This is a genomic window from Acinetobacter sp. RIT698 (genome assembly GCF_009668065.1).
GTDB classification, from domain to species: Bacteria; Pseudomonadota; Gammaproteobacteria; order Pseudomonadales; family Moraxellaceae; genus Acinetobacter; species Acinetobacter guillouiae.
On the sequence record NZ_WJYH01000006.1, the window covers coordinates 76,868 to 100,400 of the forward strand.

The following is a 23,533-nucleotide window of genomic DNA, read 5'->3' on the forward strand; positions in this document are numbered from 1 at the left end:
CCGTTTGAATCATCCAATTTACCCTCCTCTTCCCAGTAAAAATAAACGACGGTTTTCATTTAGAAGGTCATACTGGCGAGTAAGGTAAATTGGTGAAAGAGAGCGGTAAATCTGTGAAAATGGGCTTAAAACATTAATTTCTCATTTCTCGACTTCATTTTAGAATTTATGCTTTTCTTGTCGCTTATTGATAGCACCATTAAAACTTTTTGATCATTTAAACATAGCAAACGATGAATAAACTTCGTACAGAAATAGAACCCGATTTTGAAACAGCACAACAACATTACCCGCTCGTACTCAAATTGATTGCTAATTACACCGACTATTGCGATAAGTTTGGTGATGAAGATTCGCTTGAATATCAAAAACTCAGTGAAAAGCTCACAGAAATTACCAGCAAAGACATCTCTCAATATGATCTTTGGGAGTGGTGGGAAGCCGAAGGCATCGAAAATTTAAGCTTTGATATTTGCCTACCTGAGCCTAAAATCATTCATAATATTTCAAAACAAGAGCTTACTGAAATCGTCCAGCGGATTAAAAGCTCAGACTTTAACACTCAACATGCAAATGAATTCATCAATGCTTTTTACCTCCGCACCATATTCTCTGGGGGCTATTTCTACAATTTTTTAAAAATCAATTTTAAAGCATTTAAGCATCAATTGTTTCAGCGCAATAAAGATCAAACAGGGCGATATTTTGAATACTCGGTAGAAGACATTGTGGATCGGCTTTGGGGCGAGTGATTGCCATAAAAATATCACCATTAACAAAACATGCAGTGCGTTTATTGGTTTAAATCATTCAAAGTCATATTGCGTAAAAAAACTAAAAACGTTCTCAATATCTATAGTTTTAACCACACATTCAATCACGCCTCATCCAAGATCAAGTCTGCACTTCAATCTTTTCGCTACATTTTAAAAATATAAATGGCATTTCCGTCATATTTTGACTGCCATTTTATTGGACACAAGTTTTTACGATTTTGACTATTTGTATCCTTATTTTTCAATGAAAAGTGTTTACACTCAATGCACTTACAGCTTTCAATCCTTTTTTCTTTGACTTTACAGTCACAGAGAAATAACCATGAAATACTTGTACGTCACTATAAGATGTTGCACGATGTAGCGGAACAAATATGTGTCATAGAAGACACACGTCGTATTTATGAAGATTATAAATCTGGTTTAACCAGTATTGAGGAAACCGATATGCCACAATACAAAGCACCCTTACGTGATATGCACTTCGTTTTGCATGAATTATTAAATGCTGAAGAACATTACGCGAAACTCCCTGCATTCCAAGAAACCGTAAGCCGTGAATTGATTGATCAATATTTAGAAGCTGGCGCGGATTTCTGTGAAAATGAATTATCTCCACTTAACCAAATCGGTGACAGTGAAGGCTGTAAATGGAATGATGGTGTAGTGACTACGCCTACAGGCTTTAAAGCAGCCTATGACAAATATGTAGAATTAGGCTTCCCTTCTCTTTCAGTTCCAGAAGAACATGGCGGTCAAGGTTTACCAGGTTCTTTAGCAACGGCTATTTCTGAAATGGTGGGTTCTGCAAACTGGGCGTGGGGTATGTACCCAGGTCTTTCACATGGTGCGGTTCGTACAATTGAGCATCATGGTTCTGCTGAGCAAAAAGCAACATATTTACCTAAACTTGTTTCAGGTGAATGGACTGGTACCATGTGTTTAACAGAATCTCATGCAGGTTCTGACTTAGGGATTATCCGTTCTAAAGCTGAGCCACAAGCAGATGGTAGCTATGCAATTTCTGGCGAGAAAATCTTTATCTCTGCTGGTGAACACGATATGGCGGACAACATCGTTCACATCGTTTTGGCTCGTCTACCAGGTGCACCTAAAGGCACTAAAGGGATTTCGTTATTCATCGTACCTAAGTTCAATGTAAATGCAGATGGCTCTATTGCAGACCGTAATGCAGTACGTTGTGGTTCAATTGAACACAAAATGGGTATCCACGGTAATGCAACTTGTGTGATCAATTTTGATAACGCAAAAGGTTTCTTGATTGGACCTGAAAACCGTGGTTTACATGCAATGTTTACCTTCATGAACACTGCACGTATTGGTACTGCTGTTCAAGGTTTAACAGCGTCTGAATCATCTTTCCAAGGTGCACTTGCATATGCGAAAGATCGTTTGGCAATGCGTTCACTTTCTGGTCCTAAAGCACCAGAGAAAGAAGCTGATCCAATCATTGTTCACCCAGCTGTACGTAACATGTTGATGACACAAAAAGCCTTTGCTGAAGGTGGTCGTGCATTGGTTTACTTCTTATCTCAATATGCAGATATCGTAGAGCAAGGTGTTACTGAAGAAGATCGTAAATTTGCCGACAATATCTTGTCATTATTGACACCGATTGCGAAAGCATTCTTAACTGAAACAGGTTCTGAATCAGCGAAGCATGGTGTACAAGTATTTGGTGGTCACGGCTTTATTTCTGAACACGGTATGGAGCAAATTGTACGTGATACGCGTATCTCTTGCTTATACGAAGGTACAACTGAAATCCAAGCACTTGATTTGTTAGGTCGTAAAGTATTGGGTACGCAAGGTGCAATGTTGAAAGACTTCACCAAGATCATCCATAAATTTGCGGAAGCAAACAAAGACAATGCTGACCTGAAAGAATTTGTTGAACCACTTGCTGCTCTTAACAAAGAGTGGGGTGATTTAACCATGCAAATCGGTATGAAAGCTATGCAAAATCCAGATGAAGTAGGCGCAGCTGCGGTTGACTACCTATACTTCTCTGGTTATGTAACGCTTGCATTCTTATGGGCTCGCATGGCGCTTGTTGCTCAACAAAAACTTGCTGAAGGCTCTACTGAAACTGGCTTCTATAATGCAAAAATTAAGACTGCTCGTTTCTACTTCAAGAAAATCTTACCACGCGTTCGTTCACATGTTGACGTGATCGCGGGTGGCTTAGATCCATTGATGTCATTAGATGCTGAAGACTTTGCATTCTAAGTAGAATGCCGAGCTAGGTATTTAGAAAACTGTACTCAAGAGTGCAGAAATAGAGAAAGGACGGTCATAGCTTTGGCAGTCCTTTTTCTTTATAAATAGAGCGTTATTTACTTAGACCATCTAACAACATACATGCTTGTTGGTTAAACTGATCTAAGTCTACAGATTCAAACAATAAACAGGTGAACGAACATGCCAATTTATAATGCGCCACTTGCAGATATGAAATTCATTCTGAATGACGTTTTCAATGCAGAGCAATTCTGGCAAGCCAACGAAAAGCTTGCACATGTTGATGCAGCAACGGCTGAAGCAATTTTAGAAGAAATGGCTAAATTTGCACAAAATGTTACGCTTCCTTTAAACCGTACAGGTGATGAAGAAGGCGCTCATTATGAAAATGGCAAAGTCACGACACCTGCTGGTTTTAAAGAAGCATTCCAACAATACGCTGAAGGCGGTTGGATTGGCCTAGGTGCTGAAGAGGAATGGGGCGGTCAGGCAATGCCAAAAATGCTGACTGTACTTGCAGATGAAATGTTATTTGCTACCAATCCATCATTCATGCTCTACCCGCTTCTCTCTGTCGGTGCTGGTATGGCTTTAAATAGCTATGCATCTCAAGAACAGAAAGAAACCTATTTACCTAAAATCTATTCAGGTGAATGGTCTGGTACGATGTGTTTAACTGAACCTCATGCAGGTACAGATTTAGGGATTATCAAAACTAAAGCTGAACCTAATCAAGATGGTACATATAACATTACTGGTACTAAAATCTTTATTACTGGTGGTGATCACGATCTTGCTGACAACATCATTCACCTTGTTTTAGCAAAAACACCTGATGCACCTGCGGGTTCACGTGGTATCTCACTCTTTATCGTGCCTAAATTCCTCGTCAATGCTGATGGTTCATTGGGCGAACGTAATACAGCTGGTCCTGGTTCAATTGAACACAAAATGGGGATCAAAGCGTCTGCAACATGTGTCATGAACTTTGATGCAGCCAAAGGTTTCCTTGTTGGTAAAGAAAATGAAGGGCTTGCAGCAATGTTCGTGATGATGAATTACGAACGCTTGTCAATGGGTATTCAAGGCCTAGGCGCTTCTGAATATGCATACCAAAATGCAGCACAATATGCGACTGATCGCGTACAAGGCCGTAGTGCGACAGGTGTTAAATCTCCAAACAAACCTGCTGACAGCATCCTTGTACATGGTGATGTACGTCGTATGTTACTCAATGCACGTGCCAACAATGAAGCTTCTCGTGCATTTGCAGTCTATGTTGGTCAACAACTCGACATTACTAAATTTTCAACCGATCCTGAAGCTGTAGCGAAGGCAAATAATCGTGTTGCATTATTGACGCCAATTGCCAAAGCCTATTTAACAGACACCGCGTTTAATGCCGCAATCGATGCGCAAATGGTGTTTGGTGGTCATGGCTATATTCGTGAATGGGGCATGGAACAATGTGTGCGTGACTTACGTATCGCGCAAATCTATGAAGGTACCAACGGCGTTCAGTCACAAGATTTAATTGGTCGTAAAACAATTAAATGTAATGGTGAATTCATTGCTGAATATATTGAAGAGATCCGTGATTTTGCCAATGGTCTAGATACCGACTTAAACTTCATTAAAGATGCGACTTTAGATATCGCAACTGAAGTAGATATGATTACGCAGCATATTTTAGAACGTGCAAAAGAAAATGCTGATTTCGCAAATGCTGCGGCAGTAGAGTATCTGCATGTCGTTGGCTTATTAAGTTTCTCTTATATGTTTGCTCGTATTGCCAATGCTGCAAAAAATAAGCAAGGTCAATTCTATCAAGACAAACTTGCATTGACTCATTACTTCATCCAACGCCTCTTGCCTGATTTAAATGCACGTGTTGCTAAAATCAAAGCAGGTGCAGAAGTTATTATGAATTTCAGCGAAGATTATTTTACTAATCAGGCTTAATTTCATCATCAATTGAAATAAGACATAAAACGCCCGATGATTCGGGCGTTTTTTATTTGCAACTGATGCTTTTTTTAGAACACCTACTGATCTATATCTCTTGAATGTCATAAAGCCGTTAGGTTTGCTTTTCTATGCATCTTAAAATCAAGGATGGTGCAATTATATCGTGTGGCTATAAAAGTTGATCGCAACATAAATCAAGTTACATCAGATAATCTTACTTTGGATAAAACTTCCGAATCGATTCAGCCATCTCTGGAGATTGGTTTTGTAAAGCATTTGCCGCACTTGCCGCATCGATCTGAGAACGGTTTTGACTCACTTTAAACTTAGCCATCACTGATTCGATCTCTATTTCGATAGCCACAATTTCCTGTAATAAAGCAGCGATATAATCATTGGGCGCATCCCCCATTTTCCAAGGTACCGCCTGTGGTGCTTCATGCTGACGAGTCAATCGCGCCAAAATACCCCGCAAATATTTTTCATCATTTATTTTTCGAATTGTTCCCTTCACATGCACAACACGATAATTCCATGTCGGTACTTCCCGATGATGCTCAAATTTCCCTGGATACCAATTCGGTGAAATATAACTTTGCTCAGCATGGAAAATCACATAAGCCGATCGAACCTGTTCTAACAAGGTAAATAAAGGGTTGGCTTTGGCGATATGTCCACGTAACAATCCAGTCTTGCCAGCTGACCGATCCAGTTCAAAAGGAATATGGTTCGCTTCAATTTCACCGTCATAAGTAACCATCAAACTTCCCAATGGATTTTTTTCAATTAAATCGAAAAGTTCAGGGAGATTCTCTTGTTTAAAATGAGTAGGAAGATACATGTTTTATTTCCTAATACTCTTTCGAGCCATCTGGACTAGTTTTAAATATTTCAGGTAATTCAGCATCTTCAGTAAAAGCTTCACCTTTAAAAATATTAACCACTTCAATTTTCCCTATAATTTGCTGATTAAACTCGTCTAGTCGCTCAGCTGGAATCCATAACTCCTGACAAAAATCATCACCAACCGTATGTATTTCAAACTGAGCCAGATACTCATCATTCAGTTCAAACCGTGTGACATAGCCAATATAACCACTTGCTTGATCTTTGGTATTCCAATCTAAAGCAATTTTTTCAGCATACTTCTGATTTAAAACAGGATAGAAAATAGGTTGCCAATACAATCTTGGTGGGAAATTTTTAAAGCCACTCTTTGCAATCAATTGATATTCAAAAAGCCCAATTGGTCGGTACAAATACATTGTTATTCCTTTAATTGTATTGAAAATAATCTATCTATAGACTAATCAGATGAAATGATCAATTCCTTAATGAAATAGTTGTTATTTATTCGCCATAAACATTTCACTTCGCTTTTCATGTGCATGAAATTTGCATAGTGTTTAATCATAAATAGTACGCACAAATGGAGGATGTTATGAATAAAGATCCACGTATAGAAAAAATAGAAAACCTCCTCGATAAATTGGGCAATATTGCAGTAGAAGCATTTCATTATATTGCGCTGTTTATCATTGGCTGTATGATCGCTTGGTCAGCGGTACATACAATTATTGAAATTTTAACCGTGAAACAATACGCCAGCATTGACGATATTTTATTGTTATTCATCTATTTGGAATTAGGTGCAATGGTGGGGATCTATTTTAAGACCAACCACATGCCTGTACGTTTCTTAATTTATATCGCAATCACCGCACTCACGCGATTACTAATTTCAGATATTCAGCATGACCATAAAGCAGATATGGATTTAGTGATTATTACGGGATCGGTTTTAATTTTAGCCATTGCAATTTTGATCGTGAGATATGCATCTTGGACATATCCTTCTGTCATTCGTGATAAACATACTGAAAAATCATTACCTCATGGCAAAACACCACGACCAGAAGACGATGAACTGGCCTAGTCTCTTGTCTTGATTCATACGCTTACCCTTCTCCCTAAGCAAAATCAAAGTAATACTATATTAAAGTGTAAGACAAAGTGGAGAAGGGACTTTTTTATTGTGTTGAAAATTTAATACATTGCTATTGATCATGATGCTGCTTTTAAATCACATTCAGCGCTCATTGAGCACTTGTAAATAACGACCATTCTGGAAAATCCAATGCATACCAACCTGTGGGTCAGGTAATCCATAACGTCGCCAATCACTAATTAAGGTATATTGTGAGCTTTCTATATGACCACCCTCACCATTTACATAACCATAACTGCTACCTGAATATTCCGTCCGTGTTGGAAACTGATGATTATAAATAATCGTCACACCATTTTGTGGTGGGTAACTTGGGTATGGGCCATTTGGATGCGGATAGGGGCGACTTGGATAGCTTGGGTATGTCGGATAAGGATGCTGGTATTGAGGTCGAACAGGAATCTCCTGTGACATTTGGCGGCCATATTGATCTGTATACTTATAGGTCGTTGTCGGATATTTCTTTTGAGGCCGCTCAACACTGCGATAATTCGCCCAATCTTTAGCATCTGCCCATGTCATTGTTGAAGTCACTGAAAGCATCAACATCAAGACACTTAAACTGAGTATCTGTTTCATTTCAACCTCCAAACTTGAACGTATACACAACAGCTTAATCCATCATTCAAGATAAATAATGGATGAATTACAGTCGAAATTTAATCTTCTTTATTGTTTATACATCAACTTGGGTAAATTCTGACATCAATCTGATAAAATATAATTTTAATCTGATGAGTGCTGTATTGTGGCTGAACTGAGCTTTGACCGTTTACATCAATTTTTTTGCAAAATCCCAAGTGTGCAAGAGGCATTTATTGATAGCTATGGTTCAGATGGCAAACAAGCATGGTGGTTTAAATTTCAAATCAATATTGACCATCCTTTAGCGTGGCAAACTGTACAAGAACTTGGTCACGTTCTAAATTATATTTCTAAAAATGAACGCCTTCCGACTCAGTTTTTACCCGTTTCTCCTCCTCCGTATATGAATGGTGAAGCGAAACAATTTTTAGCTTGGGTGATTCAATGTAACCATGCAGATTTTTCACCCGATGTGGTGTGTGACTGGTTAGAGGCACGTTTACCAAAACCTGTAGATGATGAAAGCAAATGGAAAATCAAAACTGATTTACATGAGTTAGATCATATTTCAAATAAAGATTTGGATGAGTTAGTGCCACCAAATCCAAAAAACTAAATAGAAAGCGACAGCTAAGCACACATTTCAATTCGTTAACCGTCCCCTTCGCAGCGACAAGCATAGCTTACTTTGAAGGGGGAGGTTTTAAAAATGCTTAACTGATCAACACTAAGGTTGAAGAACTGAGTTTATCTTTTTCGGTTCTTAGATTCAGTTTCAGTACGCTCAGCATCATTATTGATGCTTTCAATCAAGCCACCTAAATTATTGTTGAACTGGGCTCGCATTTGAATATATGTTTTTAGATTTCTCGCTTTGATCGGATCTTTTATTGTGCCCTTGCCTGTTTGATACGCTTCTAGGGCTTTACTTTGCGTATCTTCTTCAGATGATCCATTTTCATAAGCCAAAACAGCCCAACGATAATCTTCTGGTTCATCTTCGATGCGTGCCAAATTATCCATTGCATTGACAGACCCTAGTTGAGCAGCTTGTTTAAAATATTTTTGCGCAAGTGCTTCATCATAGCCTTCATTTTCTTCGTTATAGTACCAAACACCGAGATAATTTATTGCATCAGGATCGTTTTGTGCTGCAGCTTGTTTTAAATAAATTAGACCTTTATTAATATCTATTTGTTTTTCTTCATCTGACCATAAATAGTCAGATCCAAGTTCTGTTAATGCCACATGATTATTTAATTGCGCAGCTTTTAGATACAAATTCTGCTTATCTTTATCCGCATCTTTTTTTAATGCAAGCATCAAATACGCATCACTCGCACCTTGAGATGCTTGTTTTTGATAATGCGTTAAAACCTCATTTTCGAGCTGTTTAATATCCTTTTCTGACAAGTATGAGTCAGCAGCATAATCTTCAAGTAATTTTATTTTTGCTCCAATATCACCTTGATTCGAACGTTGCTGAAGCATTTGAAAATGAGCTAAATCACTATCTTTATGATCTTTTTCATAAGCAGCTTTCGTCTTGGCACCCAGTTTTTTTAGAATGTTTTCTGGACAATTCTGGATACTAGATCCCGCCCACAATAAATCCCCCTGCTGTACTGCTTTATATAACCATTTACACTGTTCATCACTGTAATCATCATTCCCATTGTCTAATGCAAGCACGAATGTACGTATGGCTTCAACATCACCTTGTTCAGCAAGTTTTAAAATTTGTGGACGAATTTTTATTAGTTTTTGCCTGATATCATTAGAAATACCAAAACCTTCAGCGATACCCGCTTCTAAATCTAATGATAAATATGCATCAAAATTACCACGTTGAGCAGCTTCCAAACGCAGCTGTTTATATAAATGACTATTTTCAGGTAAAAAACGATAATCTGCTGAATTAGAATAATATTTTGAAAGTAGAAAATAAGCCTCTGCATCACCTTGATCTGCAGCTTGTCTGAATAATTGAATGGCTTTGTCAATATTGATTGAGACAGTGGGACTACCTGTTTGCAATGTTTTTGCTTGAACTACTAAAGCATTCTCTGCAAAACTAAGTGGTGAAATAAACAGACTCAGTGTAAGTAATGATTTTAAAAATGATGTTTGTAATGTTTTCATTTAAAGCTCAGCTTTGTTATTAAAAAATCTACCAAGCTTTAAATTATGTACCGAAATCTCTTCATTTCGATACATATTTTTTTGAATAAATCAAAACGTCGACAAACCACTCCATTCCATAAAACGGTAAACCCCGTATTTAAGTTTTGATTCATCAGCGTATTTGCTGTAATCCACACTCATTTGACGACCATTTAAGTTTGACCAAGCCGTATTAAAATACTGTTCAGCATCGATAAAAACTTGCTGTTGCGGATTGCCAACCACGCGTAAATCAGTCTCCAAATTATAATTTTTTAAATTACGTGCGGTAAAGTTGGCAGAACCTAAAATCATTTCCGCAGATTGCGCATTATGCTTTACGATCATCTTACTATGGCACTGCTCACCTTGGGTATTACACCAACGTACATCAATCCCTGCGTCATTTAACTCTGAAGCCACTTGACGGTTTGGGATACCATTTTTTTGACGACCAAATGCATCTTTATTCGGATCAAGCAAAATACGTAATTTCACTCCACGTTGCTTGGCAGCTACTAAACCTTTAACAATTTGGCGCTCTGATAAATAGAACATGGCTAAATCAATTTGATCATTGGCTTTTGCTGACGCCAACATGTTTAAAACTGCACCATAAATTGCTTTTTCAGTGAGTACTTGAACCTGAGGATCATTTGGATTTTCAGGTAGTTTGCCAAATGCAACAAAAGGCGTATCACCTCCCGACATATGCGCGACGGTTTGTTCAGTATTTAAAATATCTGTCGCAGTTGCACCGTCAACCATTAATGCAATATTGGAGTGACGTGAACTACCATCATGAGGATTGGCAGATGTGACGATGGTTTTCCAACCTTCTGCAGTATCAACCACGATGGTTTTACGATGATTGGCTTTAAAATTAAATAAATTTAAATAACTGCGGACTGTAATTTTTTCTTCGCCAAATGGATTATTCAGCCAGCCTTTATTTGGGTTATTGCCAATATCCTGACAGCATAAATACCATATCCCAGACCAAGTAGGATTAGATGCGCGGAGTGGTGTTAAATTCGTTTCAATCACGTCAATACCACCTAAACGTAATTGACGATATTGTTCAGGCTGAATTCCACCATAAACAGAATTGATTGGATCGGTAATAAACTTGATTTCTAAGCTTGGGTTTACAATTTTTTCATTAATCAAGGCTTGGGTTAATTGCTTGGTTAATTCTCGTTGCTGAACTTTAGAATCGCCGACTTCACTGTTAAATAGAAACATATCAATCACAATGGTGGTCTTGGCTTGCTTAATCAGCTGTAACACATTATCAAAGATATGTTGATCAAGTTGCTGCTTCCCTTGCGCATCAATATAGGTTTCATCGGCCATAAATTTTACATTGGCGTGACGCAATGGTCCGGTAAAATTCAGCCCTTTAGGAAGCGGTTTATAAACATGATAAATCGCAGATGAGAGATATCCTAAGGCCAATATGCCGATAATAATGCCGAAATAGCGACGTTTTGACCAATTCAGTTTGTTTTGAATTTTATTGAAGATACGCATAAGAAAAGACCTAGACCAATTTAGGGTCTGTCAACATTTCATATATAACTTGCGTTGTCGGCTAAAATTGAGCAAACGAGGCATGAAATGAAGAGAATAGCGAGACTATTTTCAAGTTTCATAACGATGTTTGAGATAATTTTAACCACAACCCTGAGCAAAAAACAAAGCACTGCTTTGTTTGCAGCGCAAGGCACAGCAGAAACGACTAGAGTGTTTTTGATGCTACATCGTTATGACCTACTCATTTAGATCACTAAATTTCATAGTTCATGCCTTGTACCTTCTAAAACACTCGTTGTCGCAAATACAGATGAAGTATTGGCAGACCCTTAGAGCCTAGGTCGAATTCCTTTATTTTTCAATAACGATTTGGTGAATGATTGCAAATAATTAGAACTTATAGTCCATACCTATGACAAAGTTACGTCCAATTTGCGGAATATTCGATAAGAAAGAAGTGTGTTCATAAATCTTCTCGTCCAACAGGTTGTTGGCTTTAAAGAATACTTTCGCTTCTTGTTTGTTGGCCAAAGGATACTGATAAGCAACGCCTAGGTTCACCATGTTATAACCTTTGGTTTCTTGTTCATAAGACGCAAATTTATCTTGATTAAACACATGTGAATATTCTGCTGAACCAGACCAACGCTCATCAAACTCAGCATTTACACGAGCACCTAAACGACCAGCAGGAACACGCGGTGCATTTTCATCTTCAATTTTACCGCGTACATAGTCGCCAAACAGACTGGTTTTATACACATCATTCCACTGATAAGCGACTTCACCTTCTGTCCCATAGAACTTGGCTTTATCTTGACTATATTTGATCAGACGGAAGTTTTCGTATTGATCCAAAGTTTTGGCATAAATGTAGTTATCAAACCAATTTTGATAGACATGTACATGATAGCTCAACTTGTCATTATCATAATGCAGGCCTAATTCCACATTATTTGACTTCTCTTTATTTAAATCTTGATTGCCCAACTCATAAGTGTTGGTCGCATAATGCTTTCCATCAGCATAAAGTTCTTGTGCTAAAGGCAATCGTTCTTGATGAGAACCCGTTAAAGAGAGCGTGTAATTTGGTGCAAATGCCCAATTCACAGCACCAGAATATGAGAATGCATTGCCATCAAAGTCTTTTTGATCTGAGTCGACATCCACTGTTTGATGATCAAAACGAGTCCCTAATTCCACATGAAAATCACCAAATTGGCGATGCTCTAAGCCAAATACACTATATTTTTGGGTTTTATTTGGTGCAAGAACCGCTTCTTCACCTGTGATATCTAATTTTTGCTGGCTGGCTTGGACACCCCACACGCCTTCCCAAGCAGCAATCGGATTGTGTAACAACTCAACACGACCTTCATAACCTTTGCTCTTGAAGGTTGTCATTGCTGTACTTCCTTCAATTTCATCATGTTGATAGTCGGTATAACTTGCTTGTGCACGAAGTTTTTTAAAGCCTGCAAAAGGTTCATTGAGCTCAGAACGGAAATCATAACGTTCTGTTTTCATATCAATCCATGGCCCAGCTTCAGCGTGATCATGGTCTTCTTCACCATGATCATGGTCATGACCCGCATGGTCGTCATCATCGTGCCCACCACAATGAAGTGATAAGCCATGTAAATGGCATGACTCATATTCATGGCTATGCCCAGGTAAACCGTATTGATCTTGGCGATTGCTATAAGACACACCCGCAAAACCACGTTCACCGATCCAAGATAAGCCGACATTTACATTTTCAGACTCTGAAAATGTATTACCAACTCGACGCTCTTTCGTACTATGTGCATGATCACCATGCTCTTCTGTTACGATATAGTTCGGGGTAATGTAATCATTGGCATCACGTTTTAAGCCTTCTACACGTAATGCAACATTTGAACCTAAACCAACAGTCACCCCAGCATGTGCCATTTTTTCGTCGTTGCCTGTGTTATAACGCAGACCAACATTGCCTTCATAACCATTTTCAGGCATTGCTGTCGGAATCTTACTGTCAACCACATTGACTAAACCACCCACAGACCCAGCTCCATATAATAATGTTGATGGTCCACGAATGACTTCAATTTTTTGTGCCAGCTGCGGATCTACAGTGACGGCATGATCGGGTGATAAGCTTGAAACATCCATTGTCTCTGTTGCATTCTGAGTTACTTTAACCCGTGCACCCTCTTGCCCACGAATTACAGGGCGACTAGAACCCGCCCCAAAGGTATTGGAATAGACCCCTAATTCATCTTTGAGTGCTTCACCTAAAGTCGTGCCAGCCTGTTGTAGTTTTTCACGTGAAACAGTTTCATCTGCAACGCCAAAATCTTGACTTGAACGGACCAAGGGATGTCCAACAACGGTAATGGTTTCTAATTGTTGTGGATTTTTTTCAGTATTGGTTTGATCTTCCGCCCAAATAGAAGTTGAAATAACTGCAGAAATGGAAAGTGTTAGGGCACTTTTGGTAAAGGACATGCGATTGCTCTCAAAGCTCAATATTCTTGAATTATGTTATATTATAACATTTCAATATTTTTGCAATAAAAAACATTCGTTCTTTGGCTTTTTATATAGAATCAGATCAAAACCATTGCTTAACTTTTTAATATTCTAATGCCCTTTACACTTTCACATGCTGTTTTAGCGCCACCTTTGTCCAAACTTTCAGGAAATCGCTTGCCGATTGCAGCACTTGCGATTGGCACAATGACACCAGATTTGTATAGAGTGTTGGTTAAAACTGAAATTTATTTAAATCATCAATTTAAAGGAATTATCTATCCAGATTTATTGGTGGGATTACTGTTCTGCTTACTTTGGTATAGCTTATATCGCCCATTATTATTTAAGTTTTTAGGCATTCAAAAACCATTAAATATTGCTTGTTTTTCAACTTTTTTTCAATTTCTAATTTGGATGGTATTGGCGATTATCTTAGGTACAGCAACCCATATTATTTGGGATGGTTTAACCCATTTAGATTTTCGAACTTTCGCTTTTAAAGAATTTTTAGCGCAACCCGTCAGTATGTTTGATCGTATTTACCCGATGCATAAAGTCCTACAAATCGGCTGTTCTGCTGCGGCTTTACCGTTTTTAATGTGGATGGGTTTGCATTACTTTTTTAAATATAGCGTCAGTCAAATACGAAATCCTAAAGTAAATTTTTTCTGTATAAGTTTATTTGTAACTGCGTTTTTTAGTGGTTGCTTGTATTATGTTTATATTGCCAAAAGTACAGGCTTCATTCCACAGGATACTGATTTATATGTACTGATTGGCTTTTTTATGAAAGCCTTTACCCAAGGTTCAATCCTTTGTTTCACTTTAGGTTGTCTTTTGTTTCATTATTTAAATTATAAAAAATATTTTCAATGATGCTCTATTTGCCGTTTCAGTCACTGAAACTTTCTCGAAATCAGCTTAAATTTATTCGGCAACATGTTAGTTTTTGCCCCAAGTCCTTGTGACTCACCGCTCAAAGAGGCATAATCTCACATTACATTTTTAGGCGATGCGCTGTTTACGTACTCGCTTCCTTAACCCATATAGTTGGATTTTTAACGCTATGATGCGAACTCATTATTGCGGTTCTTTAACCGAAGCTCAAATTGACCAGACTGTAACACTTTGCGGCTGGGTACATCGTCGCCGTGACCACGGTGGGGTGATTTTCCTTGATATGCGTGATCGTGATGGTCTCGTTCAAGTCGTCATCGATCCAGATACCCCAGAAGCATTTGCAACTGCAGATAAAGCACGTTCAGAATATGTATTAAAAATTGTAGGACGTGTACGTCGTCGCTATGAAGGCACCGAAAATGCCAATATGGTGAGTGGTCAAATCGAAGTTTTAGGTAAAGAAATCGAAGTTCTTGCTGCATCTGAAACTCCACCATTCCCATTGAATGATGAAAATGCCAATATTTCTGAAGAAATCCGTCTGAAATATCGTTTCCTCGATATTCGTCGTCCAGAAATGATTGATCGTTTACGTTTCCGCTCTAAAGTGACCACGTTAATTCGTAACTACTTAGATGAAAACGGCTTCTTGGATGTTGAAACACCAATTTTGACACGTGCAACACCTGAAGGTGCGCGTGACTATTTAGTGCCTAGCCGTGTTTCAAATGGTAGCTTTTATGCGCTTCCACAATCACCACAATTGTTTAAACAATTGTTGATGGTTGGTGGTGTAGACCGTTATTACCAAATCGCAAAATGTTTCCGTGACGAAGATTTACGTGCAGATCGTCAACCTGAATTTACTCAAATCGACATCGAAACATCGTTCTTAAACGATGATGATATTATGGATTTGATGGAAGGCATGACCGTTAAGATGTTCAATGAACTTCTTGGTGTGAAATTCGACAAATTCCAACGCATGACTTATGCAGATGCTATGCGAGATTATGCATCTGACAAACCAGACTTACGTATTCCTTTGAAACTTGTAGACGTTGCTGACATGATGCAGGACGTTGAGTTCAAAGTATTTGCAGGCCCAGCAAAAGATCCTAAAGGCCGTATTGTTGCACTTCGTGTACCAGGAGCAGGTTCACTGCCACGTAGCCAAATTGATGAATACACTAAATTCGTTGGAATTTATGGTGCGAAAGGCTTGGCTTATATTAAAGTCAATGAACTTGAAAAAGGTATCGAAGGTCTTCAATCCCCAATCGTTAAATTCATCGAACCAATCGTGCTTGATTTGTTAAAGCGTGTTGGTGCTGAAAACGGTGACATCGTATTCTTTGGTGCAGATAAAGCCAAAGTTGTAAATGATGCAATGGGTGCTTTACGTATCAAGATCGGTCATGACATGAACATGTCAACAACCGAGTGGGCACCACTTTGGGTGGTTGACTTCCCAATGTTCGAAGAAACTGATGATGGTAAATGGACGTCTGTTCACCACCCATTCACACTTCCAAAATCAAGTGTTGAAGAAGTGAAAAGTAATCCTGGTGCAGCACTTTCTGTTGCTTACGATATGGTATTGAATGGTACTGAAATCGGTGGTGGTTCATTGCGTATCTACACTTTAGAAATGCAAAAAGCCATTTTTGAAGCTTTAGGTATTGGCGAAGAAGAAGCTGAAGAAAAATTCAGTTTCTTATTAAATGCTTTAAAATTCGGTGCACCTCCTCATGGTGGTTTAGCATTCGGTCTAGACCGTTTAGTGATGTTGATGACAGGTTCATCGTCTATCCGTGACGTGATTGCTTTCCCGAAAACTAAAACTGCTGAGTGTCCATTAACTCAAGCACCAGCACCAGTTGAACCAAATCAATTGCGTGACTTGGGTATTCGTTTACGCGAAAAACCGAAAGCTGAAGAAGCTAAATAATTTTTAGCTGTTTCATCGAAAACCCTGCGCTATGCAGGGTTTTCTATTTTTCATATGCATTTTTTTAGATAGGTTCTAATTGAGATAAGTTCTCATAAATGGCATACTATCGCTGTTAACTTTTGAGGTGAAAACCTATGGCTATGCGACCTAATGTACTTCGTCATACAATTATTATCATTGTATTTTCAGTGGTTCAATGGGGATTTATGCGTTATATCCTAAGCCATCAGTTGTTTAATTTAGATACTTATCAACGTATTCTATATTTCAGCATGAGCAGTTTTATTGCTGGTTTCTTTATTATTTCAGCACTAATTTATTTGGTGTTGAAAGGCAATGCTGATCGCGACTAATAATAATTAAATGTATAAGCTACTTAAAACTTTCTCTCAATTACCTCTAGGGATGATACAAAGTATTGCTAGAGGTGTCGGGAATTTATTGTTTATCAGTAATTCTTCAGCAAAACGCACCACTGAATTGAATTTAACAGCAGCGTATCCCGAGCTTGATGAACAACAACGTAATCAACTGATTAAAGCCAGTTTAAAAAGTCAATGTATGACTTATGCAGAGTCAATTAAAATTTGGGGATCTTCTCCAGAATTCGCCTTAGCACAAATTAAACAGGTCTATAATGCTGAGATTTTTCTCAATGCCTTAAAGAACCCCAATGGCTGTATTGGTGTGGTACCCCATTTTGGGGCATGGGAGCTCATGAATGCGTGGATCAACCAACATACTCATCCCGTTATCATGTACAAGCCAAGCAGAAATAAAGACTTAGATCGGTTTATGTTAGAGTCTCGCCAACGCTTAAATGCAACACTAGTACCCACTGATGATACTGGTGTACGTGCATTATTTAAACATTTAAAACAAGGTGGGTTTACAGCCATCCTTCCCGACCATATTCCTAAAGAGTCTGGGGGTATTTATTCTGACTTTTATGGGCAAAAAGCATTTTCTTCAACTTTGCTTTCAAAGCTTGCAGCAAAGACCCAATGTTCAGTCGTGGGTTTAACTTGTGTCCGTCGCCCTGATTTCTCAGGTTTTGATTTACATTTTACTGCACTATCTCAAGATATTAATTCTAAAGATTTACAGCTTTCTGTCGATACCTTGAACAAAGAAATGGAGCGAATGATTAATATCGCTCCTGAACAGTATTTATGGGGCTATAAACGATTTAGGAAGTTAGAGGGTGGTAGGAATTTGTATAAATAAGTTGAGCATTGAGCCATATTTACTCAATGCTTTGCACTTCCGTTAAGATCATTTTTCTGAGGTCTTCTCTGAACTTTTCAACATTATGCCTATCTTTAATATACTGGATTGCTTGTGTTCCAAGTGTATTACGCATCTCATCATCTGACATGAGTTTTTGAATCGCCTTAACAAATAGATCAATCTTATCAAATCCATCGCCTAAAACATCTCCGACATGAATACCAAATTTTTCAGTTAAATCCTCAGGATTTCGATTACTCACAAGTAGAGTACCAAAAGATAAAGCCTCTAAAAATGAAATCGGCAAAGCTTCATGAATAGAAGTGTTTACCAGTATTTTAGCATCTCTTAAATACTCTTCTTTTTTATCACCATCAACATGACCAGCAAAATGTAAATTTTCGATTGCATAATAATCCTTCATAATCTCAGAGTTTTTATCATCCTCTCTAAATGTTTGCCCTAATATATAGAACTCATATTGCGGCAATTTTTTTGCAATCTCACAAAAAAGCCATCCACGTTTAACAGATTCAATTCGTCCTAAAAAAATAATCATTTGTTTTTTTTGATAAGTCTCAAAATTAAACTCATGTGAAATATCAATTGGGTTCGGTAAATATTGAATTGAAACATCATCATTTAAAGCATATAAATCCTTTGCTTTTTGATTTAAAAAGTAACCTTGTGAAGCAAATTTTACCCGCCCTGCTTTATACCAATCATGTACAAGATCATAAATTTTTTGGTTATAATAATTAGTTTCTGGAAAAAGCTTTACTGTATTAATTTCGTCCCATTCATAATGTGGTCTTGGATCTTGAATCCATAGAATCATTTTTTTATTTTTATTCCGCTCATTTTCTAAAATATAGCTATATGTTAACTCAATACTTAAATAGATGTCGTAGTTTTGTTTTGCTAACCAATGTCTAGCAAACCATTTTCTTCTCGGTAAACGATAAACGTTACTACCATCTACTTGATATGATTCAGCAAAAAAATCTCGCTTACCTCGACCAAGCAATACGTCCACTTGAAAATCTTCATTAGGAATATATTTAGCAATATGTCTTCTCGCTAAAAATCCATAACCACCATAAGCTGTACCAACCGCCCCAAAAAACTCATCTATAATTAGACCGATTTTAATTTTTTTCTTTACTGGATGCATTTTATAACTTCACTCTATCTTTAAATTTCATTTTTAAACATTCTTGCTAAAATACAATTTTCATCAATTTTATCTATGTCAATTGCTCTCAATATCTCATTATATAAATGTACACAACTTGTTCTTGAACTTGTAACATCCTCTATATTTAATAGCGGATCAGTCAGTAAATTAATGCAATCATAATGAACAGGATAAAAGATATCGATCGGTTGCACTTGATTTAATAAGTTTAATTCTTTCACGAAATAAGTAATAGCATCTGGACCAATTACCCCCCATGGCATATCTGCAATGTTTTGTCCTATACCGAAAGTTTTCTTAAGTTTTAATCTTCTTTGTCTCGATTTTTTATACCATGGTGGTACAAAAAATGGATTATATGCAGCATTCAATAAAGATGTTAATAATTGACTTTCATGAGGTAATGCTAAAACCGCCCCATTTATTTTATTATTACTTTCAAAACCCAACAAATAATTTGATGGTGGAATTATTACAGGTTTTAAGCAATAGACATCACAATCAACATAAACACCTGAAACTTGTTTTAGTAATTCATATCGAAAAACATCGGAAAAAAGTGCATAACTTCCTGTCCGATTATGTTTAAAAATTTTATTTTTTGGAATTACTGCATTTGCATCAACACACTGAACCCCTTCAGGTAAGTCTAAAATCTCACCATATGTATGTAATAAAACCTTGTGCCCCCTCAACACAAATGATCTAAGACAAGAACTTGATATTTTTCCAAGTCTATCTCCGATCCATAAAGCATGAATTATTGGAAGTTCCATGGGTATCTCACTTATCAAATATATAAATAACTCTAAACTAAACGCCTTGCATTAGTCAAAATTCAAGCAATGTTTATAAAAGTTTTATTTCGTACAGAGTGCAAAAAATTGTACTTTCAAAAAGAACTATTATTTAAACAGTATTTTTACCTTTAAAGGGAGCCTATATACCTGCAATAAAAACCTTACCAACTCTCGATTAATTTTTTTTATAATATTCTGTTCTTTATTTTTACTACAATCTCTCCACATTAAACTAGATTTAAAAGTAATATTATCTGGGTACAAAAGATATTCTTGAATACATAACGCCGGATTAATTTGATAAATAGAAAATTCGCCTTTGCTTAAGTATTTTTTAAACATAATCTGATCTATATGATCAATTAAAACTTCATTTTGAATAAATCTTAAAAGGCTATGTGCCCCTTTATTTGATAAGATATATCCTGCCGTACCAAAATTAGCATTTAATAGTTTTGAAATTACTCTATTATCACTTAAAACATGTTTATCTATTAAAGACAAATAGTTGAATTTAGAGTTTTTTTCAACCTTAATAATATTCCAATTATCTTTTATCCACTCTTCGTTACAAATAAATTTTTCAACACCGTCCCCTAAATAAATATCATCTTCAAAAATACCTATATATTCTATATTTTCATCAATTACTTTTTGCCAAAGTGTCACATGGCTTAATAAACACCCTATTTCACCATGACTTAAAGAACTACCAGAAATTTGAATAGATAAATTTATCGCAGTTTTTTCAACTTGATTCGGTTCAATAGCATCAAAAAAAGAAAAGGGAATGCCTCTCTCTTCAAATTGCTCGAGAATATGTGCTCTACGGTCTTCTGCTGATTTTAAACTAATAACAAAATTTTCCATAAATTACTCTATTTAAAACCTACCGACTTAAAAAACAAGATACTTTTTAGCTGATGCAATATACGATAGAGTTCTAAAAAAACTTTATCTATTCCCTTCTTTTTATTGTACTTTCTTCTCGTTAAACGCTCTTTATATAAATGACTGGCAAACTTAACACTATCTTTAGTTGAATATAATGTTACATCTTGAATACATAAAGCTGGTTTAAGTTGATTAACTGTTAAAATTTTTTGCTTAACAACATTTTCAAACATTAAGTGATCCAGTGCAATCAACTTATCTAATGATTTTATATAATTAATCAAAATAACAGCGGCTTGTTGTGATAGAATATAACCTGCAGTACCTAAATTCTTACTATTTAATTGAAATACTGCTCGTCCTGTTTGCCCATTAAAAACTTTATTTTTTTTCCCTAGTGCAACTCTAGGAGTAAACTCTTCTAATTTAATTAAATGCCATTCTGAATCTAGCCAATTTGAGTCCAATAAAAACTCACTAACATTATCACCTAGGTAAATATCATCCTCAAAAATAACCATATATGGAATATTCTCTTTAATCATTTTTTCCCATAAATATACATGGCTCATAAAACAAGCAACTTCACCTTTTGTCAAAATTTGATTGTCAATATTTAAACCTAGCTCTTGAGCAAAAATGGCAGCAGGTTCTGGAGTCAAAGCATCAAAAAAATCAAAATCTACATTTTTGGTACTGAATTGATTCTTTATGTGTTCTCTACGCTCTTGTGCTGTTGACAAGCTTATGACTATTTTTTTCATAACATTAAAACAGTTGGTATTTTAAATATTTTACTATTATTTTTTTTAAGTTTCATCATGAATTGTGTCTATATCCATCAAAATAATTTTAACAAGTATTTATCAACAAAGTAGTATAATTTTTTGTAAATTATTGGGTAATTAAAAGTCTTTATTAAAATTAAGGTTTTTTGAAGAAAAATCCAATATAATTTTATAATATTAGCATTGCTTAACTCTACCAAAGAAAAGTTGTTATACTTTAACCTTATTACGATCGTTTGTATTAGACTCACAGGCTAAGTCATGAGCTTTATCAAAAAAATCATTAGCATTATTTCTTTTAATCTCAACTTTATGCTCGATCGCAGAAAAACACTCAATGATTTTGACAACTTCAATGAGAAAATTGTTTTAAATGCACATAAAAATAATACTCCCTATGAAATTCCGAAAAAAATTTGGATCTACTGGGAAGGTAAAGAATGTATCCTTGTGAAGGATTGTGTAAAGAAAATTAAACACTTAAACCCAAGTTATGAAGTATTCTTCTTGAATGCACATACAATTACAGAACATAGCACTGTCAATTTTTATGATTTACCCGAAATTACACCACAGTTAAAGTCAGATCTCATCCGCTTAGACTTGCTTTCAAACCATGGAGGCTTTTGGTTAGATGCAAGTATCATCACTTATGAAAGTTTAGATTGGATTCAAAGTTTAGTTATTGAAAATAAAACAGATTCTTTCGGTTATTATCGTAAAAAAAATACACTAAATTTCAACTATCCAGTTATTGAGACATGGCTCATTGCAACAACAAAAAATAATGATTTTATAACAGCATGGAAGCAAGAGCTTTTGAAAGCAATTGAATTAAGTCCGCAAAAATATGTTGATTTTGTTAAAAATAGCTATTCAAATCATGCCGATTATTTTCAAAAAATAGGACAACCTGTTTATTTATGTGCTTATATTGCAGCTCAAGTCGTTATGCGAAAGCATAGCCCTTCAATTATTTTAATCAACTGCGATCAAAATGCCCTTCGAATTCAAGTTGAAAACAAATGGAAAAAGCATGACGTCCTTTATGATTTAACTATAGAAAATAAACCAGAAAAGATGCCTAAACTCATTAAATTAATTGGTAAAGAAAGAAACCTTATCAATAAATATTATCTAAATAAAAAATACAAACCTAACTCTTTATTAGATGAACTCTAAGTGATAGAGTTCATAAATACTTATGCCTTAGCGCATACATCCGATCACGCCACATACGTTTTTGCTTCTTAAAACCATAAGAATGGTCACGATTTTCTTTCTCTTTACGAGATATTCCTTGTGTTGCAACTGTACCTAAAATATCGCTATCTAGACCTGCTGGGCGAACAAAAGCAGGCCAAACACCTAATCCTTTTCCATTCTTACTCAACCAAGTTTGGAAAAAGATATCAACAGGCATGGCAATTGTTTTGCCTTGTTCAATAAACGCTTCAGCACCTTTACGTGACCAAATTAAGCCCAAGCCACGAATAGGAAAATAATAAGCATGCCACAATGAATAGTCACCTAACTGAGTAATATCTTTGGCTAACTTTTTCTTCTTTGCCGCTAAATTTACCAGATACCAATCTAGCGCTTGATGGCGATCTAAATAAGCTAAAACTTGATCCATAGATTGTTTGAAATTAGCTGTAATTTTCATATCATCTTCTAAGACAACAAGATAATCCGCATCACTTGCTAAAAATTTCTGAGCGCAGCCATAATGGCTGAGATAACAACCCAGTTCTGAATTAAGTAACCGTCTTCCTAAAGTTTGCTGCGTTAACGCATCATCATAATCCTGAAAAGATGACAATTCTTTGCCGCGTCCATCATAAGCAGAAAAACGCTCAAACTCCCAGTTTACCGCCTGTAATTGTTCTGTTGCGCGAGCAAGCCGCTCATCACTACCATCTAAATTGATCAGATATGTTTTAACTTTCATGAT

The 23,533-nt window shown here is 36.5% G+C and carries 22 protein-coding genes; 11 read left to right on the plus strand and 11 right to left on the minus strand.

Going from position 1 to position 23,533, the window contains the following annotated elements:
- Positions 1-233: 233 nt before the first annotated feature.
- The 3 genes from GJV03_RS04445 to GJV03_RS04455 all read left to right on the plus strand — a co-directional run bounded on the left by GJV03_RS04445 (position 234) and on the right by GJV03_RS04455 (position 5,000).
- A complete protein-coding gene (locus tag GJV03_RS04445) occupies positions 234-752 on the plus strand; it encodes a hypothetical protein (protein WP_154129557.1) in 519 nt (172 codons plus the stop codon).
- A gap of 471 nt (positions 753-1,223) precedes the next feature.
- Positions 1,224-3,026, plus strand: a complete 1,803-nt coding sequence (locus GJV03_RS04450; RefSeq protein ID WP_105713405.1) for an acyl-CoA dehydrogenase C-terminal domain-containing protein — start codon at positions 1,224-1,226, stop codon at positions 3,024-3,026.
- Between the two features lie 192 nt (positions 3,027-3,218).
- Entirely contained in the window at positions 3,219-5,000 is a 1,782-nt protein-coding gene (locus tag GJV03_RS04455; RefSeq protein ID WP_004723090.1) for an acyl-CoA dehydrogenase C-terminal domain-containing protein, read from the plus strand.
- Between the two features lie 220 nt (positions 5,001-5,220).
- Here the strand turns inward: GJV03_RS04455 and GJV03_RS04460 are convergent, their stop codons facing one another.
- Both GJV03_RS04460 and GJV03_RS04465 read right to left on the minus strand, forming a co-directional pair.
- Positions 5,221-5,847: an FMN-binding negative transcriptional regulator gene (locus GJV03_RS04460; protein WP_154129558.1), complete on the minus strand. Its 627-nt coding sequence runs from the start codon at positions 5,845-5,847 to the stop codon at positions 5,221-5,223.
- A gap of 10 nt (positions 5,848-5,857) precedes the next feature.
- Positions 5,858-6,271 carry a hypothetical protein gene (locus GJV03_RS04465; protein ID WP_004723094.1) on the minus strand — a complete coding sequence of 138 codons (414 nt, stop codon included), beginning with the start codon at positions 6,269-6,271 and terminating at the stop codon, positions 5,858-5,860.
- 176 nt (positions 6,272-6,447) lie between these two features.
- On the opposite strand from GJV03_RS04465, the gene GJV03_RS04470 reads away from it, so the two are divergent.
- Complete coding sequence (locus GJV03_RS04470) at positions 6,448-6,942, plus strand: phosphate-starvation-inducible PsiE family protein (protein ID WP_004723097.1); 495 nt, start codon at positions 6,448-6,450, stop codon at positions 6,940-6,942.
- 153 nt (positions 6,943-7,095) lie between these two features.
- On the opposite strand, the gene GJV03_RS04475 is transcribed toward GJV03_RS04470, so the two are convergent.
- Entirely contained in the window at positions 7,096-7,593 is a 498-nt protein-coding gene (locus GJV03_RS04475) for an RcnB family protein (RefSeq protein WP_151957156.1), read from the minus strand.
- A gap of 169 nt (positions 7,594-7,762) precedes the next feature.
- On the opposite strand from GJV03_RS04475, the gene GJV03_RS04480 reads away from it, so the two are divergent.
- On the plus strand, positions 7,763-8,215 hold the full coding sequence (locus tag GJV03_RS04480) for a hypothetical protein (protein WP_004723101.1): 453 nt from the start codon (positions 7,763-7,765) through the stop codon (positions 8,213-8,215).
- Positions 8,216-8,346: 131 nt separating this feature from the next.
- On the opposite strand, the gene GJV03_RS04485 is transcribed toward GJV03_RS04480, so the two are convergent.
- Complete coding sequence (locus tag GJV03_RS04485) at positions 8,347-9,741, minus strand: tetratricopeptide repeat protein (RefSeq protein ID WP_154129559.1); 1,395 nt, start codon at positions 9,739-9,741, stop codon at positions 8,347-8,349.
- A 90-nt stretch (positions 9,742-9,831) separates the two neighbouring features.
- Entirely contained in the window at positions 9,832-11,295 is a 1,464-nt protein-coding gene (locus GJV03_RS04490) for a phospholipase D family protein (protein WP_154129560.1), read from the minus strand.
- 126 nt (positions 11,296-11,421) lie between these two features.
- Here GJV03_RS04490 and GJV03_RS21880 point away from each other — a divergent pair, with 126 nt between their 5' ends.
- Positions 11,422-11,547, plus strand: a complete 126-nt coding sequence (locus tag GJV03_RS21880) for a hypothetical protein (RefSeq protein ID WP_289845615.1) — start codon at positions 11,422-11,424, stop codon at positions 11,545-11,547.
- 141 nt (positions 11,548-11,688) lie between these two features.
- Here GJV03_RS21880 and znuD read toward each other — a convergent pair whose 3' ends face one another.
- Positions 11,689-13,788 carry a zinc piracy TonB-dependent receptor ZnuD gene (gene znuD / locus GJV03_RS04495; RefSeq protein WP_154129561.1) on the minus strand — a complete coding sequence of 700 codons (2,100 nt, stop codon included), beginning with the start codon at positions 13,786-13,788 and terminating at the stop codon, positions 11,689-11,691.
- Between the two features lie 138 nt (positions 13,789-13,926).
- On the opposite strand from znuD, the gene GJV03_RS04500 reads away from it, so the two are divergent.
- The 4 genes from GJV03_RS04500 (at position 13,927) to GJV03_RS04515 (ending at position 17,896) form a co-directional block, all read left to right on the plus strand.
- Complete coding sequence (locus GJV03_RS04500; protein WP_154129562.1) at positions 13,927-14,691, plus strand: DUF4184 family protein; 765 nt, start codon at positions 13,927-13,929, stop codon at positions 14,689-14,691.
- Between the two features lie 190 nt (positions 14,692-14,881).
- Positions 14,882-16,666 carry an aspartate--tRNA ligase gene (gene aspS / locus GJV03_RS04505; RefSeq protein WP_004723113.1) on the plus strand — a complete coding sequence of 595 codons (1,785 nt, stop codon included), beginning with the start codon at positions 14,882-14,884 and terminating at the stop codon, positions 16,664-16,666.
- Between the two features lie 137 nt (positions 16,667-16,803).
- Positions 16,804-17,022: a hypothetical protein gene (locus tag GJV03_RS04510; RefSeq protein WP_004723114.1), complete on the plus strand. Its 219-nt coding sequence runs from the start codon at positions 16,804-16,806 to the stop codon at positions 17,020-17,022.
- A gap of 10 nt (positions 17,023-17,032) precedes the next feature.
- Positions 17,033-17,896: a lysophospholipid acyltransferase family protein gene (locus tag GJV03_RS04515; RefSeq protein WP_105713324.1), complete on the plus strand. Its 864-nt coding sequence runs from the start codon at positions 17,033-17,035 to the stop codon at positions 17,894-17,896.
- Positions 17,897-17,915: 19 nt separating this feature from the next.
- Here the strand turns inward: GJV03_RS04515 and GJV03_RS04520 are convergent, their stop codons facing one another.
- The 4 genes from GJV03_RS04520 to GJV03_RS04535 all read right to left on the minus strand — a co-directional run bounded on the left by GJV03_RS04520 (position 17,916) and on the right by GJV03_RS04535 (position 21,555).
- The gene (locus GJV03_RS04520; RefSeq protein ID WP_154129563.1) at positions 17,916-19,073 is read right to left on the minus strand and encodes a glycosyltransferase family 4 protein; all 1,158 of its coding nucleotides are present in this window, start codon (positions 19,071-19,073) and stop codon (positions 17,916-17,918) included.
- A 20-nt stretch (positions 19,074-19,093) separates the two neighbouring features.
- Complete coding sequence (locus GJV03_RS04525; protein WP_105713326.1) at positions 19,094-19,873, minus strand: glycosyltransferase; 780 nt, start codon at positions 19,871-19,873, stop codon at positions 19,094-19,096.
- A gap of 129 nt (positions 19,874-20,002) precedes the next feature.
- Entirely contained in the window at positions 20,003-20,767 is a 765-nt protein-coding gene (locus tag GJV03_RS04530; RefSeq protein ID WP_105713327.1) for a glycosyltransferase family 25 protein, read from the minus strand.
- Between the two features lie 8 nt (positions 20,768-20,775).
- The gene (locus GJV03_RS04535; protein ID WP_154129564.1) at positions 20,776-21,555 is read right to left on the minus strand and encodes a glycosyltransferase family 25 protein; all 780 of its coding nucleotides are present in this window, start codon (positions 21,553-21,555) and stop codon (positions 20,776-20,778) included.
- 285 nt (positions 21,556-21,840) lie between these two features.
- On the opposite strand from GJV03_RS04535, the gene GJV03_RS04540 reads away from it, so the two are divergent.
- Complete coding sequence (locus GJV03_RS04540; protein WP_154129565.1) at positions 21,841-22,761, plus strand: capsular polysaccharide synthesis protein; 921 nt, start codon at positions 21,841-21,843, stop codon at positions 22,759-22,761.
- 10 nt (positions 22,762-22,771) lie between these two features.
- Here the strand turns inward: GJV03_RS04540 and GJV03_RS04545 are convergent, their stop codons facing one another.
- Positions 22,772-23,530, minus strand: a complete 759-nt coding sequence (locus tag GJV03_RS04545) for a glycosyltransferase family 25 protein (protein WP_154129566.1) — start codon at positions 23,528-23,530, stop codon at positions 22,772-22,774.
- Between the last annotated feature and the right edge of the window lie 3 nt (positions 23,531-23,533).